This is a genomic window from Frischella sp. Ac48 (assembly GCF_019641635.1).
Lineage (GTDB): Bacteria > Pseudomonadota > Gammaproteobacteria > Enterobacterales > Orbaceae > Frischella > Frischella japonica.
In genome coordinates this window covers 45,861-62,557 of sequence record NZ_JAETXP010000002.1, presented here as the reverse complement: position 1 = coordinate 62,557, position 16,697 = coordinate 45,861, and the positions used below count along the sequence as shown (strand labels likewise).

The 16,697-nt window shown below is 32.2% G+C and carries 14 protein-coding genes, 1 tRNA gene and 3 pseudogenes; 2 read left to right on the top strand and 16 right to left on the bottom strand.

Translation table 11 applies throughout. The annotated features are described in order from the left end of the window. Positions 1-10: 10 nt before the first annotated feature. A complete protein-coding gene (locus tag JMI89_RS02135) occupies positions 11-637 on the bottom strand; it encodes a tetratricopeptide repeat protein (protein WP_220679221.1) in 627 nt (208 codons plus the stop codon). Between the two features lie 601 nt (positions 638-1,238). Between JMI89_RS02135 and JMI89_RS02130 the strand changes: the two genes are divergently transcribed. Both JMI89_RS02130 and JMI89_RS11840 read left to right on the top strand, forming a co-directional pair. Further along, positions 1,239-2,105, top strand: a complete 867-nt coding sequence (locus JMI89_RS02130) for a hypothetical protein (protein WP_220679220.1) — start codon at positions 1,239-1,241, stop codon at positions 2,103-2,105. A gap of 181 nt (positions 2,106-2,286) precedes the next feature. Then, a pseudogene (locus tag JMI89_RS11840) lies at positions 2,287-2,661 on the top strand (IS3 family transposase); the annotation flags it as partial. Here JMI89_RS11840 and JMI89_RS02125 read toward each other — a convergent pair. The 15 genes and pseudogenes from JMI89_RS02125 to JMI89_RS02055 all read right to left on the bottom strand — a co-directional run. Further along, positions 2,662-2,849, bottom strand: a pseudogene (locus tag JMI89_RS02125) (transposase); the annotation flags it as partial. A 423-nt stretch (positions 2,850-3,272) separates the two neighbouring features. Continuing rightward, entirely contained in the window at positions 3,273-3,869 is a 597-nt protein-coding gene (locus JMI89_RS02120; protein WP_220679219.1) for a hypothetical protein, read from the bottom strand. A gap of 317 nt (positions 3,870-4,186) precedes the next feature. Beyond that, positions 4,187-4,681 carry a DUF4303 domain-containing protein gene (locus tag JMI89_RS02115; RefSeq protein WP_220679254.1) on the bottom strand — a complete coding sequence of 165 codons (495 nt, stop codon included), beginning with the start codon at positions 4,679-4,681 and terminating at the stop codon, positions 4,187-4,189. Between the two features lie 309 nt (positions 4,682-4,990). Then, positions 4,991-5,626, bottom strand: a complete 636-nt coding sequence (locus JMI89_RS02110) for a hypothetical protein (protein ID WP_220679218.1) — start codon at positions 5,624-5,626, stop codon at positions 4,991-4,993. A gap of 323 nt (positions 5,627-5,949) precedes the next feature. Then, a pseudogene (locus JMI89_RS02105) lies at positions 5,950-6,992 on the bottom strand (IS3 family transposase). A gap of 346 nt (positions 6,993-7,338) precedes the next feature. After that, positions 7,339-7,414: transfer RNA gene (locus JMI89_RS02100), tRNA-Gly, on the bottom strand. A gap of 67 nt (positions 7,415-7,481) precedes the next feature. After that, positions 7,482-7,745, bottom strand: a complete 264-nt coding sequence (locus JMI89_RS02095) for a DUF1145 domain-containing protein (protein ID WP_187755807.1) — start codon at positions 7,743-7,745, stop codon at positions 7,482-7,484. Further along, a complete protein-coding gene (rsmD, locus tag JMI89_RS02090; protein WP_187755806.1) occupies positions 7,745-8,311 on the bottom strand; it encodes a 16S rRNA (guanine(966)-N(2))-methyltransferase RsmD in 567 nt (188 codons plus the stop codon). The genes JMI89_RS02095 and rsmD overlap by 1 nt, the downstream gene beginning before the upstream one ends. A 26-nt stretch (positions 8,312-8,337) precedes the next feature. Continuing rightward, positions 8,338-10,962 carry a transglycosylase domain-containing protein gene (locus tag JMI89_RS02085; RefSeq protein ID WP_187755805.1) on the bottom strand — a complete coding sequence of 875 codons (2,625 nt, stop codon included), beginning with the start codon at positions 10,960-10,962 and terminating at the stop codon, positions 8,338-8,340. Positions 10,963-11,220: 258 nt separating this feature from the next. Beyond that, the gene (locus JMI89_RS02080) at positions 11,221-12,618 is read right to left on the bottom strand and encodes a heavy metal sensor histidine kinase (protein ID WP_187755804.1); all 1,398 of its coding nucleotides are present in this window, start codon (positions 12,616-12,618) and stop codon (positions 11,221-11,223) included. Positions 12,619-12,649: 31 nt separating this feature from the next. Then, entirely contained in the window at positions 12,650-13,339 is a 690-nt protein-coding gene (locus JMI89_RS02075) for a heavy metal response regulator transcription factor (protein ID WP_187755803.1), read from the bottom strand. A gap of 521 nt (positions 13,340-13,860) precedes the next feature. Further along, positions 13,861-14,961: a tRNA (uridine(54)-C5)-methyltransferase TrmA gene (gene trmA, locus JMI89_RS02070; protein ID WP_220679217.1), complete on the bottom strand. Its 1,101-nt coding sequence runs from the start codon at positions 14,959-14,961 to the stop codon at positions 13,861-13,863. A gap of 7 nt (positions 14,962-14,968) precedes the next feature. Beyond that, complete coding sequence (locus JMI89_RS02065) at positions 14,969-15,301, bottom strand: nitrous oxide-stimulated promoter family protein (RefSeq protein ID WP_187755801.1); 333 nt, start codon at positions 15,299-15,301, stop codon at positions 14,969-14,971. Position 15,302: 1 nt separating this feature from the next. Further along, positions 15,303-16,385: a membrane-bound lytic murein transglycosylase MltC gene (gene mltC, locus JMI89_RS02060; protein WP_187755800.1), complete on the bottom strand. Its 1,083-nt coding sequence runs from the start codon at positions 16,383-16,385 to the stop codon at positions 15,303-15,305. Between the two features lie 15 nt (positions 16,386-16,400). Beyond that, complete coding sequence (locus JMI89_RS02055; protein ID WP_187755799.1) at positions 16,401-16,670, bottom strand: oxidative damage protection protein; 270 nt, start codon at positions 16,668-16,670, stop codon at positions 16,401-16,403. Positions 16,671-16,697: the final 27 nt, after the last annotated feature.

The following is a 16,697-nucleotide window of genomic DNA, read 5'->3' as shown; positions in this document are numbered from 1 at the left end:
TCCAAATATTTCAAAATATACCCTCGTCAGCCCACTTTTCCCAAAGTTTATAATCGTGTTCTAATTCCTGCTCTGTTTCATAAAAATAAATACTTTTGTATCTTTCCTTGAATTTTTCCAGCTTTTCTTTATCTTTCATTAAATAATAAAATTTGTAAATACTTCCGTATTCATTGATAACCTCCACAGGATTTGGTTGTTTACTACTTGAGGTATCAAACCGGATATATTCTTCACATACTTCGATAGCCCTTTCATATTTACCTTGTCTTGCTAGTGCTTCTTTTAGCCGTGAATAAACAAAGGCATACCAATCTAATATAATGCTAAGCTTTTTCTTCATAGAGTAAGTATCTTTATCTGAATCTCTGTGAGTGATCATATATTCACAATTTATTTCCATCTCCTGATCATTTTGTAGATGTTTATCATATAATCGGATTAAACTCATTCTTGCACTATGAAAATCAGGATCAATGTTTAGGGCTTTTTTGAAATAAGATTCTGCTTCTTCATAATATAATCGGATTAAACTCATTCTTGTATTATGAAAATCAGGATCAGTGTTTTGGTTTTTTTTAAAATGAGATTCTATTTCTTCATATTTGGCATTTTTTACACAAATTAATCCTAACAATTCAAATGCTTCTTTTGAGTTGGGTTCTGCTTCGATAATTTCTTTAGCATAATATTCCCCTGAATCTTCACCTCCTGCTTCAAAATACGCAGATGCTAATAAATATTTATATTGAAAATTATTCGGATACTCATCTACTATCTGATTAAGATTTCCAAGAATCTCACCAAATAGTCCTTTTGCACCTAATCATTCTTTTTCTTTATATGCTTTAATTTCTGCTAAAATTTTTTTTATATTTCTATCCATTACAAATCTAATTTTTAACCTAATTTACTATTTCCAGGAGGAAGAGCTTCATGTCGATTTAAATAAAATGATATTAACATTTTTCCAATATTTTTACCTTCCAAAATTCATGTACTCGCGTATCATTATTGAATGATCTTTGTAGATAAAGAATATAAATAAGATTTTGAATCTCAAGAAAAAGGATTTTTTTAAGATACTTAAAAAGAAGCAAAGCTAGAAAATTATAATCACGGAAGTATAATTAATCAAAAAATCGAGAAAATGGGAAATTTTATAAATTTACTAAAGACAAAGATCCTTTAGAAATTGAAAAATAGATTGATATATCAAGATTAATAAAAGACGCACAATGAAAAAATTAAAAATAATATTTTTACTCTTATTACCTTTATTTGTATTTTCTTGTGATTTAGAATCTAAAGAAAATGATAGTCCTGTTAATACGATTACTTTTAAACAATCTAATTTTGATGATACTGATATTATTTATAATATTTTATCTGAAAAACAAGGCTTTATAGAAAAGTTACAACTTATTGTAAAAATTGATAGTAGATTAAAAAATTTTAGCAAAATAGCAGATATTAAGCATATAGATCTAACTATAGGTAATATGGAAAAATTAACTCATCTACAGTCTGATGCGGATGAAATAAAAACATTTACCAATATTCGAATGGATAAAGAGCATGAATTATTAATTTTTGATATAAATTTACAAACTCCAATTTCAAAAGACATTAATATTATTACCATATTTTTTCTACTAGATAATAGAGAAAAACACGTTTTAGAAAATACTGATCCTTTCTATTATAAAAATAGCGTTAAATTACTGGGAGTAGAAAATACATTTCTAGATCAAACTAGTTTCAAGAACGCAAATGTACTTATAAAAAAAATAATAAAAAATAAAAATATAAAGGAAATTGAATTAACTATAAAAGTTACTGATCAATCTATTGATGATATCAAAGATATCAATGTTAACCTCATATCAAATGGTGAATTATATAATTTAGATTTTATTCATAGTATTTATATAAATAGTGTGGCTGAAAAAAATAAAAGTCATGGTTGTAAGTTACTTGGTTTTAACAGACCAGACAGATCATATATTGTCTACTTTATTGATATTTCTAAATTAAAAATACAGAGGATTGACTCGATTGCAATAAAACTTAATGATCACCATTATTATTCAAATAAGTTATAAATCATACAAAATAGTAAAAGTATATGATATAAATAATATAAAAAAACATCTATTCAACAACAAAAATTATAGACATGGAAAAATAGCTATTGGCAGAATGTCGAGGTTTTGGGAACGACAATTCAAAAATGCTGGCTAAATATCTCATTGAGTCAGCTTTTACACTTCTTAACAATAGATATGGAATCATAGGCAGGTTTACCGTATTTGCTGTGAATTATCGCTTAACCTCCGTATTAATCCTCGTAAGCGTTTAAAAAGAGAAAAAACAGAGCCCTTAATGATACCTAAAAGCATTAACGAATGGTAGTCAATGGATTTTATGCATGACCAGTTTTCTGATGTTGACCGTTGTCGCTTATTCAATGTCATTAATGATTTTAACCAAAAAGGTTTAACGATTTATGTTGATTTTTCATTGCCAGTATTGCGTGTCATTAGGTCATTAAATCAAATTATTGAATGCGCGATACGCTGTGATAATGAGCCTGAATATTTTAGCCATCAATTAGAGAGCAGGGCTAAAAAGCACAAAATAACATTATGTTTTATCCAACTAAGCCACTTGTTTGGCATATTCAACAGGTGACAAATAATTTAATGCACTATGAGGTCGAACATAGTTGTAATGTTTGCGCCATTTATCAATTTCATAACGTTCTTCTGCTAGGCTCCTAAACCAATGCTAATTTAGGTATTCATTTCTGAATTTACCATTTAAACTTTAACAAAGGCATTTTGCGATTGCTACCTTGTTTTTTCTGATGTTTTTCATGGCCTAGATGCAGTGCCATTTCTTCATTTAACGCCGTTTCAATCACCAATTTATTCATAAAACCCGTTAATTTGCCTAAATCTTCCTGAGTTTTTATGCCTTTGACGAGCTCTACAGCCATTTCTCTTAGTTTTTTTTGTCTATTTATATCTACCCATTTTTTACTCGTTAGCGTAGTTCAAAAATAGACAAATACACAAATTTATTTATAGGGTCGATAATTAGAAGCAGGTTATTACCAGATATTCCTTCAATAAGTGGTGATGACAAGAAAACAATTTCTGCACTACAAAGTGCTACTACAGTTTATTCTTATCTCTTATTTAATGATACAAAAAAAATCAATTCTTATTATTAAATACACTTTTATCAGAGTCCTATTTCAGGTAACCTTATCGTTGCTTATGCCCTGAAATTATATCAATCAATACTGGGCGTTCAAGTTGGATGATGCCTTGGTATTGTCCAAATTCGGGATATTTTTCGTATAAGCCGGAAAAGTCCAGTGTTTGATTGCCTTCGTAATCTTCGTATTTCCTCTTAGAATCGATATATTTTCGGGCTGCATAGGTTCCGTCCTGATCAAATACAAAGTGGATCCGGTACTCTTGGTCTTCGCTGCTGTTTCCTACAATGTATTGCGTAAACCAAACTTCTTCTAAAAATAGGGTGCGGTCTTCTTTTACTTCTCCAAAATGATATTTTAAATATGTTCTTCCTTCATTATCGATAAAATGAACCCCAATATATTGATTTCTTGGCACGATGGTAACAAAACAATCGGGGTAAAGTGATTGTTTGGACTGTAACACGCAAAACTCATATCCCAATAAATGCTCGTGGTTGTATTTAGCAACTTCTTCGGAAGTGAGCTGGCCTTTTTCTACTTTTTTCTCAAATTTAGTTTTATTCCATGCATCCCATAGTGCAACGGAGCTACCTTGATCTTTTATTTTCTGCAAATAAAATCCTAAATACTTGACTACCATAGCCAACCTCCTTTATCTGTTATATTTATATCGTTTGCCTGATATATCTCTTATTATGGCAGCTTTTTTTAGTCTCGTAGTTTAAAACTTCTTTGAAAATTTTTCTGTGTGTTTGGCTACTTCTCATATCATCTTTTCTGGTAATTCGTTTTCTCTTCTTGCAAGAACTTCGACATGTTGTTCGCTATGTGTGATAACTGTTGAGCAGGCGTATTTGCCCGTGAGTTGCTTAATAAATTTCTTTGTTTTTTTATTTATATTTTTAGAACTGAATAACTTTTTTGCTTATTATTTTTTCTAAGCCATATTATTTGCTTCTATTCTTCTGAATCTAGCCAATTTTTAAATTGCATAAATTGAGTTGCATCATTTAGTCTTTGCGCATTAGCTTTTTCAATTTCTTTGTCATCAAAATCACTAATACCAAACATTAATACAAATTCTCTGTTTAAATTTTTAAATAGTGATTCCTGTTTTAGTTCCTGCAAAACTTCTACTGCAATGTTTAAAATTTTATCTTTATGTTTTTCAAATAATTTTTGATTATCAGATATTTTTCTATGTTCATTTAATAGTTCTTCATTTACTTTTGCAACGTGTATTTCGTTTATCATTTCATATTGCCATTCATTAATACTCCATTTGAAGTAATCATCATAGCCCTTTTCCTCTTGCTGTAACTCTTTTAAATGGTTTATGGTGTTACAACAAATTGACATGCTCATAACCGACTCATCGGTATATATACCAAATCCGCAGATTTCTTCTGGTTTTAAGTTTTTAGCACACTTTAAAAAAGTCGCTTTAGTTATTTTTTTAGGTTTTCTTTAAATTCTGAATAGTTCATATTTGTTTTTCCAGATATTATTATCGAATTTGGTGACAGAATGACTCGTCACCTCTAACTGGCAAATACGTAAAAACTAGGATGGGGTCGTCTTTTTTATCATTTTTTGCCGGTGAAAGATTATGCTTTCGAGAATATCCTTCGTATAGCTTTTCTTCTAATTCTTCCTTTCTTTCCGAATTCAGTCTTATCCTTTATAGGTTTTGTTAACTTCGGATATTTCTTTATGATTATTTTTCCCTCTAACTGATTTATCTTTATATTATTCAGGAATTTATTCTTCAAATGTATGGGTAGTTTCTTTAAGCACTTTGCCTTTTTCTCCATCTAATTCTACATCTTGAATAATTTTATTTCCATATTTGTCATGTTCTTTTGTATCCCAGCTCAAATACCAAATTGGCCGATTGTTTTCATTTTCTCTCCATACTCGAGTAAAAGGATCCAACAAATCGACCTTTCTATTTTCTAACCAAAGTTTTACTTTTTCCCACTGAAAACTTTTATAGGGAGCATCATAATCTGTTTGTTTAATAATATTTCCTTCTTTATCATAATCAACTACAACCCCTTTAGTAAAAGCGTTGCCATGAAATATTAAACCTTTTAATTTTATATTTCCATTTGAATAATAATTACATTTTAGAATAAAAGGATTATGTTTTGTTGAGATTTCCACCCAATATTCATCTTGTAGTTTTGTTAAAAAATATTTTTCATTATTTTTTTTAAATGTCCAACTGCCATTTTTTTGGTGTTTATTAAATTCCTCTATATTAAATTTTTCCATGACAGTATCTCTTGATTCTGTAAATAATTGTTTATTTATTTTTTCATGACATTCTAACTTTTCTTGTCCGTAGCAAGAAATACTAATTAAGTAAGCTGAAATTAATAATATTTTTTTCATGAATTATGACCCTATCCTATAGCTTTCTCTGAATTCTTTAGTAATATCTACTACTGTTTGGTTAGATAACATCTCTAAATTATTAAATCCATCTGATGGTACACCAACATAGCTCCCACCAAATTTCTTTAAAAAATCTATATAATACTGACTGAATTTGACATGAAGCTCTTCCTATGCATCATCTATTTCTTTATCTGGCAAGGATTATCTCTAAATATTTTATTTTCTTCCTTCGAAAAAAATTAGTAATCTTATAATATAATTCTTTATTCTGACCATTCCCCAATAACAGTACCAATGCTTAAATGAGATTATTCATGCTAAGCCACTTGTTTGGCATATTCAATAGGTGACAAATAGTATAATGCACTATGAGGTCGAACATAGTTGTAATGTTTGCGCCATTTCTCAATTTCATAACGTGCTTCAGCTAGGCTCCTAAACCAATGCTGATTTAGGCATTCATTTCTGAATTTACCATTTAAACTTTCAACAAAGGCATTTTGCGTCGGTTTTCCTGGTCGAATAAAATTTAACGTTTTGTCTGTTTCTTTAGCCCAAAAAAACAGAGCTTTGCTTGTAAACTTACTGCCATTATCGCAAGTAATATATTGAGGTTTATTCCTTATTTCTATTAACTGGTTTAGAAATCTTGCCACTTGCTGACCGATGATTGAAATTAGTTGACCTATTAACTCCCGCGAAAAATCATCTACCACATTCAATACCCTGAATCAGCGATGGCTAGCAAGCTGAACAGATACAAAATCCATCGACCATCGTTCATTTACATTTGATGGTAATAATAATGGCACTCTTTGACGATGAATTTTACCGTTCTTTTTGGTTCTAACTGGCAGTTTTTCTTCACAATATAACCGATAAGTTTGCTTTTTATTTTTGACTAGGCCCTCTGATTTTAATAAGCTGCTTAACATTAAATAACCATACTTTGGATGCTGACTAGCCAGCTCTTTTAAACGAGCTCTTAGTCCTTCATCTGACTTTGCTTTGGGCTTAAAGTGATAGACACTGCGACTCAAATTAGACAAATAACACGCTCTACACTCGGTTAATTTAAATTTATCAATTAGATGTGTTGTAATCCGTCGCCGTTTTGCAACAATCACCACTTTTTTGGTAACACATCTTTCCTCGCTTCTACTGCTAGCATTCTTTCAGCAAGGAGCTTTTTTAATTTATTATTTTCTAATTTAAGCTCTTTCAATCGCTTAGCTTTATTCACTTCAAGCCCGGCATATTTACTACGCCAATGATAAAATGTACCCGCTGAAATGCCTAACTCTCGACATAAGTCATCAACCTTGACTCCTGCTTCATAGCGCTTAATTGCTTTAATGATTTATTCTTCAGTGAATCATTTTTTCATAATGAGATCGCCTTGTTTGCTTAATTCTAATGGAAATCTCATTTAAGTTCTGGTATTTATTTGGGGGGAAAGGTCAACCTCCATTATTCTGAATAGTCGGAACGACAATACGAGATAGTTAAATCGAAGAAATGTAAGAATAGGTATGTACTGTGCAGGAAGATAACAAAATAAAGTATAAAAATTGCGTGCCTTATTTTGTATTCATTTTGCCTTAGATGTTCGATATTAATAAAAAATCTCTAAAGACAGATAAAATGTAAAATGCTCGATTCATCAATTAATTAAAGACATATGGAGAAGTGTTTAAACGTAATATTGGAGCGGGAAACGAGGTTCGAACTCGCGACCTCAACCTTGGCAAGGTTGCGCTCTACCAACTGAGCTATTCCCGCATGCGGCTTGTTCTAAACTGGAACGGGCTACATTATACAAAAAAATAATTCGTTTGCAAGCATTTTTTTATTTATGCTTGTTTTTTTTCCAACTCATTGCTTCAATAAAGCCAAAGATAAAAAGTTTAAGTACTCGGAAATGGTGTTGTTGTTTCTCTTGACGTGACAACGTTGAATTAAGTAACCAAGCCTGTAATCCATGCAATATAAAAAACGTGACAAAAGCTATATAAGCTAACATGTCAGCAGGAGCAGGGTAAGGATGGATGAAGTTAAATAATAAAAATAACCAAATACACAGATAAACTGTTTTACCAATATAAATAAACATTATGCGTCCGCTCTTATAAATAAACGAGAATAAACTTGTCCGGCAATTTTTTCACGATGTAAGTGCCAGTTGGATGGAATATGCTGAAATAATTTATTATTTTGTAATTCAGTTTCAATATAAATATAAGCACCTGCTTTTAACCAACCATTATTTTCCAATAATGCTACTGTTGCTTCAGCTAAATTATGATGAAAAGGGGGATCGATAAACACCAAATCAAACTTCTGTATTGCTGGTCTGTTTAACCAATTTAACGTATCAGTAAGATGAATTTCGATATTATCGGTTTTTAATAATTGACTATTTTTTTTCAATTGATTAGTTACAGTAGGATTTTTTTCCAGCAATACCGTATGTTGAGCTCCACGCGATAGTGTTTCAAACCCTAAAGAACCACTGCCACTATAGCAATCTAAACACCTTGCATTTTGTAAGACTGGCATTAACCAGTTAAACAATGTTTCTTTAACGCGATCAGTTGTAGGACGTAAACCATTACTATCCAAAACGGGTAGTTTACGTCCTCGCCATTTACCACCGATGACTCTAATGAATCCATTCATTGATAATTCTCATGTTCAATATTAAATTAAAATAATTCCGAAGTAACACCTTGTTCATCAGTGACTTTGGTTCCCACTTCTTTAGTTGCATACTTAGTTGGTTCGGTGCCTTCAATAAAATATTCTGGTATAGAATGACTATTTGGTTGTGGTGCAAGTAAACCTGTTTTTTTATCAATTAAAACACTAATAATTGAAGCCGGTTTAATTTCAGATTCTTCTGGAACATCTTTTAAAATTTGTTGCATATAATTATTCCAGATTGGATTAGCAAGATTACCGCCTGCTTCTCCAGTAGTTGGTGCTTTATCATTGTAAATATTTTGTCTTGCTCGACCAAGTTCGCGACGGTGATCATCAAAACCTAACCAAACAGTGGTCATTAAATGGGGAGCAAACCCTGCAAACCAAACATCTTTCGATAAATTGGTTGTGCCGGTTTTACCACCAATGTCATGTCGTCCTAGTGAACGAGAACGTGAAGCTGTACCGCGCCACTGATTATCTCGATCTCCCCAAACCGTTGATTTAAGTGCATCTTTAATTAAGAAAGCAACTTCATTACTAATAACATGAGGCGCATAAGTAGGCTCATCTTGCTTAGATATGGTTGTTTTATCAACATTAACGGTTCCATCTGGATTAATGAGTTGTCTAAATGGAATATCAGCCCTTGGTAATAACATATTGTCTTCTGCTCGTAATTTTTCTTGCTCTGGCTCTTCTTGTTCGTTTGATTGTGCAACTTTTTCAACATTGTCTAAATTTGCTGTTTCAGCATTTTCATTTTTGTAAGATGATTCAATCAAACAATCTTTACATGCAATCTCAGGTTGATGCTGATAAATCAAATCCCCTTCACTATATTCAATTTTATTAATTAAATAAGGCGTAATTAAATAGCCACCATTGGCGATAACCGAGTATGCACGAGCAACTTGTAAAGGCGTGAATGAGGCAGAACCTAGAGCTAATGACTCATTACGCGATATGTTATCATGCGGAAAACCGAACCGTTCCAGATACTTTGCTGCATAATCGACGCCGATCGCACGGAGTGTTCTCACCATCATGACATTTTTTGACATACTTAGCCCAATTCTTAGACGTAGTGGACCAGCATAGATTGCCGGTGAGTTTTTTGGTCGCCATACTTCGCTTCCTGCATTACTACGCATGATTGGTGCATCATTGATAACGGTTGCCAGTGTTAAACCTTTATCTAATGCAGCTGAATAAATAAACGGTTTAATGGTGGAACCAATTTGCCGAATAGCTTGTGTTGCGCGATTGAACTTGCTGATATTATAATCAAAGCCACCGATCAACGCTTTAATTGCACCATTTTCAGGATCTATTGATACTATTGCTCCATTGATAACCGGAATTTGTGATAGCATCCAAATATCATTTTGCTGTTTAACCCAGATTAGTTGACCAGTTTTAATCACAGACGATACGGTAGTGGGTAAGGCACCTTGTTGATTGTCGCTAATAAAAGGTCTAGCCCATTTCACACCGTCAAAATTGATGGTAACGGTCTTACCATCATTCAAGATAGCTTTAGCCTGTTCGGTATTTGACTCAGTCACCACTGCTGGGCAAATTTCCTGATAGCATGAATAATTGGTTAAAGCAGCTGCGATTTCCGTGTTATTCCAAGCTTTTTCTGCTGGTTGCCATAATGTTTTTTCTGGTCCACGATAGCCATGCCGCATATCATAATTGATAATTTGCTCATGCATTGCATTATTCGCGGCTATTTGATTATTTTTCGAAATAGTGGTGTAAACTTTATAACCATCAGTGTAAGCACTATCCCCAAATTTATCATACATAAACTGTCTGGCCATTTCGGCAACATAAGGTGCGGAAAAAGCTATTTTCGGCACATAATAACCGACATTAAGTGGCTCACTGATAGCCTCATCATATTGTTCTTGGGTAATAAATTGTTGATTTAACATTCGATGTAATACCCAATTACGACGAGATAGGGCTTTTTCAGGATAAGATATTGGATTATAAGCAGAAGGTGCGTTAGGTAAACCAGCTAATAAAGCAGCTTCGCTTAAGGTAAGATCTTTCGCTTGTTTACCATAAAAAGTGTATGCTGCCGAGCCAATACCATATGCTCGAGAGCCGAAATTAATCATGTTTAAATATAATGCGATGATTTCTTCTTTCGACAACTCTTTTTCCATACGAATAGCTAAAATTATTTCTCTAATTTTGCGGCCAACACTTCGTTCAGGGGTTAAGAAAAAGTTCTTGGCAACTTGCTGCGTAATGGTACTGCCACCCTGGGAAAACTTATGATTTTTTAAACCAATATACATTGCGCGCAAAATGCCGATGGGATCAATACCAAAGTGTTCATAAAAACGTGAATCTTCAGTTGCAATAATGGCATTGATAACAACAGGGGGGATATCTTCATATTTAAGTGGAAGCCGACGGTACTCACCAAAGGTTGCAATAAGTTCTCCCTCGCTGCTTAAAACTTGCATCGGTGTTTGTAATCGTACATCTTTTAAACGAGTCACATCCGGTAAATTTTTGGAATAGTAGAAATATCCGGCAAAAATAATAACAGCGCCCGATAAAATACCAATGATAAGAAGTTTAAGAAACCAACGAAAATACTTCACTAAATTATTCCTAAGTTAATTTTATGTATAGTTTAGTTCACTATTTTAAAAAATATCAATATGTTAACATTATTTTTGCAGCGCTAATAATTTATTGTAAAAAAAAATATTTTACAATTAATTTTTCAATTAAATTATTAGCACTGATTGTCGAAAATTTAATTTCAATATTGTTACTTTTGCAAAGTGTTGAATCGAGTGAATCACCTATTTAATGGCACAGCATTATACAACAACTTCCATGATGAATAATATTTTTTACTTTTTTGTCTGATAAAATTTACTTATTTTGATTTGTGATATAGGAAAAATCATCGTAAATCGAGTTGATGCTTTATCTGATTCGACAGTAATAGTACCGTTATGTGCTTCAACAATTGATTTAACAATCGCCAGACCAATTCCTGCGCCTTGACCATTACGATGCCTTGATTCATCAATACGATAAAAGCGATCGAATAAATGTGGTAGATGCTTTTTATTTATTTCTTTTCCTGGATTTGCAATCACAATTTTTATGGTTTTTTGATTAATTTGATTGACATTGACTGTGATAGTTCCGTCAATTGGGGTATGTTCAATCGCATTGGACAGTAAGTTACCAATAGCTCTATTAATCATTAACTTATCGCCTTGCATTAAATGGCAATGCCCTTTTAATTCCAATTTGATATTTTTCTCTTCAGCAATAAACTCAAAATAATCAAACATGGCAGTAAACATTTTCACTATATCAATGTCACTTAGTTCGGGTTTGAGTAGTTTATTATCCGCATGTGCCAAAAAAAGCATATCAGTAATGGTTTGCGATAAACGTTCAAACTCCTCCAAATGTGAATACAGTACTTCTTTATATTCACTGGTTGTTCTAGCATTATTAAGGGCGATTTGAGTTTGTGTGGTTAAATTTGTAATAGGAGTACGCATTTCATGGGCAATATCAGCGGTGAAATTACTTTGACGTTGAAAGACAAATTCCATTCGACTCAACATATTATTAAATGCTTTGATTAAACTTATGTACTTAACAGGGACAGTATTGATCGGAATACGATAATTCAAACTTTTGCTGTTAACTGATTCAATGATTTTGATTAATCGATTAATTGGTTTTTGGGTAATATAAATTGTTAATAAAGTACCAAAAAGGGTGAGAAGGCAAGCAATAAATATTAGTAATATTAGACCATCATGTAGACGATTAATAAACTCAATTTGATAATCGCGTTCGATAGCAATAAATGTCGTATATTTTTTACCTTTTAAGGTAAGAAAATCCGAAGCAGCAACACGATATGAATGATGGTTATAGTTCCAAATTGCTGTTTTTTGTTTACTTATTATTGAGTGATAATTTAATTTATTGCGCGTTAGTAATAAATTTGGTCCTCGAGTTTTATATAAAATGTTGTTTTGTTCATCAACAATACAAACCAATAAGCGATTATGGCTAGCAAGAATTAACAAAATATTTTGAATAAGATTTTCGCGATCTTCTTGGGGATCATAATAAGATATTTCACGTTCAATTGATTCAATAACCGAATGTAATTCCGCTATGTTTTGCGCAACAGAATATTTTTCAAAAGAACGTTCAATAAAATGACTTAAGCCATAAAGGAGTATACAAGTAAAAAAACAAACAATGAGCGGCATGCGTATCATTGTGAAGAAATGTATTAGTTTTTTATATTTCGTTTTCGTTAAAAACATCCAGTTTATATCCCATTCCACGAATTGTATGAATTAATTTTGGTTCAAAAGGCGCATCTATTTTATTGCGCAAACGTCTTACCGCAACATCTATAACATTTGTATCACTATCAAAGTTCATATCCCATACTTGCGAAGCAATTAATGAACGAGGTAAAACTTCACCCTGATAACGTAAGAAATATTCCAGTAGTAAAAATTCTTTGTTGGTTAATTCGATACGTTTACCTGCACGAGTTACAGTGCGTTTAGGTAAATCCATGACTAAATCAGCAATGGTCAATTGATGTAAACTAACTTGTGGGACATTACGCCTAAGAAGGGATTTGATTCTTGCTAATAGTTCGGCGAAAGAGAACGGTTTAACCAGATAATCATCAGCACCAAGATTAAGACCTTTAACTTTATCTTCAACACTACCCATAGCTGTCAAAAATATGATCTGCGTCTCTTTGCCGGCATCTCGTAATGACTGAATGATTTTCCATCCACTAATGTCAGGCAACATGACATCTAAAATAATGAGGTCATATTCTTCGGTCATGGCTCTGTGATAACCATCTAAACCATTATTCGTAAGATCGACAATAAAACCAGATTCAACTAAGCCTTGCCGTAGATATTCGCCCGTTTTTGTTTCATCTTCAACAACTAATAGTTTCATTTTGATTAAATTTTCCTTTAATGAAATTAGCCTCAGTCATTTAAGCTATATAATAAATAAACAAGCAACATTAAATAATGAAATTTTGATGATAAAAATGTCATTTCTTAGTAATGTTGATGACGGTGTTTGCAGGTTATAGTATAAAAACAATGAAGCCTAAGGCTATTTGGTAGTTGTTGTTTCATTGTTTTATTTCCTTTCATCCATTCCTTGCAATTATGCACCCCTAATCCTAATTAGGGGTTTTTTTTTGCTTAAAATAAAATGTGTGATTAAACCATTCCACATTACTCTATTTTTAACGATTTAAAAAAATGGGATAGATTATTAATCTGTCAATAAAATTGGAAAAAAACCAATAAATTATTAAATAAATTGCTGATTATTGCAAATAAACATTATACGTAATAACTAGCTATTTTATAAAAAAGTCATACCATCTTATAAAGTTAACATTTATTTGCTACTTCTAAAACTGCATTAATTTTGTAACATAATGATATAAATAAATATTTTTATCAACCTATTTTACTCAGCATGACAGCACATTCTAAATGATGGGTATAAGGAAATTGATCAAAAAAAGCCATTTTCTTTATAATGTGTGATTGGGTTAATTCGATCAGATTTTCTTTTAATGTTAGCGGATTACAAGAAATATAAATAATATTCTGATATTGTGAAATCATGGTCAAGGTTTTGCTATCTAGCCCACTTCGAGGTGGATCGACTAAAACGGTATGACAATGATAATCTGTTAAACAAATTTCTTTTAACCGTTTAAATTCTCTTTCATTATTAATCGCTTGGGTTAATTCTTCGGCTGACAGGCGAAGAATTTTTACATTTTCGATCTGATTAATTGCAATATTATATTGAGCGGTTTTGACTGAAGCTTTGGCTATTTCGGTCGCTAATACCTGATTAAAATTCTGCGCTAAGGCAATTGAGAAATTTCCATTTCCACAATATAACTCTAGTAAATCACCCGATAATCCTTTCGTTACATTAATAACCCAAGTTAACATTGCAATATTAATAGTTGCATTGGGTTGCGTAAAACTGTTTTCAACTTGACGATAAATATAACGGCGCCCTAATATTGTTAATTGTTCATCAACGTAATCGTGATCTAAGCTTATTTTTTGATTAGCCGCCCGACCAATCAGATGTACCTTAAATCCTTGGTCAAGCAATTTTTGTCTTAACTGTTTTGCTTGACTTAACCAGACTTCATCCAGTTTTTTGTGATAAACCAGCGAAATTAATAGCTCGCCACTTAAGGTCGATAGATAATCAATTTGAAACAATTTATCACGTAACGGTAGATTGAATTTTAATAATGGCAAAATGCTTTGCATTGCCTGATTAATCAAATGAGTCGCTATTGGAAAATCATCAACGCGCACTCTTTTTTTATTCTTTTGATCAAACATGATATGGTACAACTCGTCACCGGCATGCCACATCCGAAATTCTGCTCGCATACGAAAATGGCTAGTAGGTGACGGATAGGCGGTAAATTCAGGTATAGTAAATTGTTCAAATAATGCCTTGGTCTGAGTAATTTTTTTATCAAAGAGTTGCTGATAATTATCAGGAATTGGTAAATTTGTCATATTATGTTTAATTACGCTGTTTGATATTTTTATATAAATGATTGATAGCCAAAAAAGGATGATATAGTAACATCCTTGGTCCTGAAAAACGCATAACTTGTTTAATTTTTTGCTGATAATCTTTGCGATAACAATGTTTCAAGCACCTTTCACATGTGGATTTTTGTTCGCCATAACGACAAGTAGTTAAACGTTGTAAAGCGTAATGTTTAAGGTCTGCACATTCATCACATAAAACACCGTTAGGCATGCTATGTTTTTTTTGACAATACAGACCAATCATAAAACTGACAGTCCTTTTTTCAAGTGTTATTATTGGTCCGTTATTGTGTCTTACCATATTATTTTTTTAGAATTTGGTTTACTTTAATTAAATAATTTCTCGATTCTTGTGATGCATGAGAAGTGGTTAATTTTTGATAAACCTGATCAGCGGTCATCTTATTAATTACCTCAATTGCTTTGGTACGATCTTTAGAAAATGTTTTTAATACACTGCCAGCACCACCATTATAAGCACTAATCATTGCATAGCGCATTGAGACCGGATCTTTTATACCTGCTAGATAGGAATCTCGAATCAATGCTAAATAAGCGCCACCCATGTTAATATTATTTTTTGGATCAAGTAAATAAGATTTTGTTGGTTCGCCTTTTTTACCCCAACGATTAAAAAGATCACGACCAGCAGTATGCTGTTGGAGTTGCATTAAACCTAACGCATCACTACGGCTTACCGCAAATGGGTTAAAATTAGATTCAACCTGTATAATAGCTAACATTAATCTTTCATCAACATGATATTCACGAGCTGATTGACGAACCAATGGTATAAATTTATGCGCACGTTCATTAACATGATCAGGTACCAAATTAATATTAACATAACTGATCTGTTTTTTACCCGATTTGCGGGTATGTAATTGGTTGTCTACTAAATAATCAGCATAATGTGCGGCACGCCAATCCCAACGTATTGGTTGACCTGTTTCATCTAATATCTGTTTATATAAGAAAGGTTCTTTACTATTATCAATTGGAGCGTTTGACTGCTTAGATATATCTTCCGGTTCAGTCATTAATAATGTTGTTACGATCGCTGCTTTTAATTGATTTTTCGGATCTTCCGATAACGTTTCAATAGCTAGTTGGCCTGACACGAAATTAATATGCACACGAGTCAATAAATCATTGCTATATTCAACAAAATCTTTCGGACCAGCTATTAAAACTTCATGTGGTCCCCAAATTTGCTCAATATTATTAGCATATTGATTAATTAATATGTTTAAGGCATTTGTGTTTTTATGATATTCTGTTTTGTAGCCATTATTTGAGCTCGGACAGGCTACTAATAAAGCAGATATTGCCAATAAACTAACAATTTTGATATTACAATATTTCAAATGTCTAAACTGTGTCATTCCTTAAATATCCAATTAAATCTGAGGCTTATAGCCAGAAATGGTGATATTTTGCCCTTGAAATAAAAATTTTACCATCTCATTTTCAATTTGTTTACGATGTTCAGGATTCATCATATTTAATTTTAATTCATTAATTAGCATAGTTTGTTTTTTAATCCATTCCTGCCATGCTTCTTGAGAAATTTCATTGAAAATCCGTTTACCAAGCTCTCCAGGGTATAGTTGGAAATCTAAACCAGGCGCTTCTTTTTTTAAATATTGACAGTAAATCATGCGACTCATAATCTTTTCCTTGAATGTTTTTTTCTT

Bases quoted from the DNA above. Each gene is read 5' to 3' on its own strand.
- trmA (WP_220679217.1), bottom strand. From the start codon at position 14,961: ATGACAAATTTACCAATTCCTGATAATTATCAGCAACTCTTTGATAAA.
- JMI89_RS02130 (WP_220679220.1), top strand. From the start codon at position 1,239: ATGAAAAAATTAAAAATAATATTTTTACTCTTATTACCTTTATTTGTA.
- JMI89_RS02080 (WP_187755804.1), bottom strand. From the start codon at position 12,618: ATGCCGCTCATTGTTTGTTTTTTTACTTGTATACTCCTTTATGGCTTA.
- JMI89_RS02075 (WP_187755803.1), bottom strand. From the start codon at position 13,339: ATGAAACTATTAGTTGTTGAAGATGAAACAAAAACGGGCGAATATCTA.
- JMI89_RS02055 (WP_187755799.1), bottom strand. From the start codon at position 16,670: ATGAGTCGCATGATTTACTGTCAATATTTAAAAAAAGAAGCGCCTGGT.
- JMI89_RS02065 (WP_187755801.1), bottom strand. From the start codon at position 15,301: ATGGTAAGACACAATAACGGACCAATAATAACACTTGAAAAAAGGACT.
- rsmD (WP_187755806.1), bottom strand. From the start codon at position 8,311: ATGAATGGATTCATTAGAGTCATCGGTGGTAAATGGCGAGGACGTAAA.
- JMI89_RS02120 (WP_220679219.1), bottom strand. From the start codon at position 3,869: ATGGTAGTCAAGTATTTAGGATTTTATTTGCAGAAAATAAAAGATCAA.
- JMI89_RS02110 (WP_220679218.1), bottom strand. From the start codon at position 5,626: ATGAAAAAAATATTATTAATTTCAGCTTACTTAATTAGTATTTCTTGC.
- mltC (WP_187755800.1), bottom strand. From the start codon at position 16,385: ATGACACAGTTTAGACATTTGAAATATTGTAATATCAAAATTGTTAGT.
- JMI89_RS02095 (WP_187755807.1), bottom strand. From the start codon at position 7,745: ATGTTTATTTATATTGGTAAAACAGTTTATCTGTGTATTTGGTTATTT.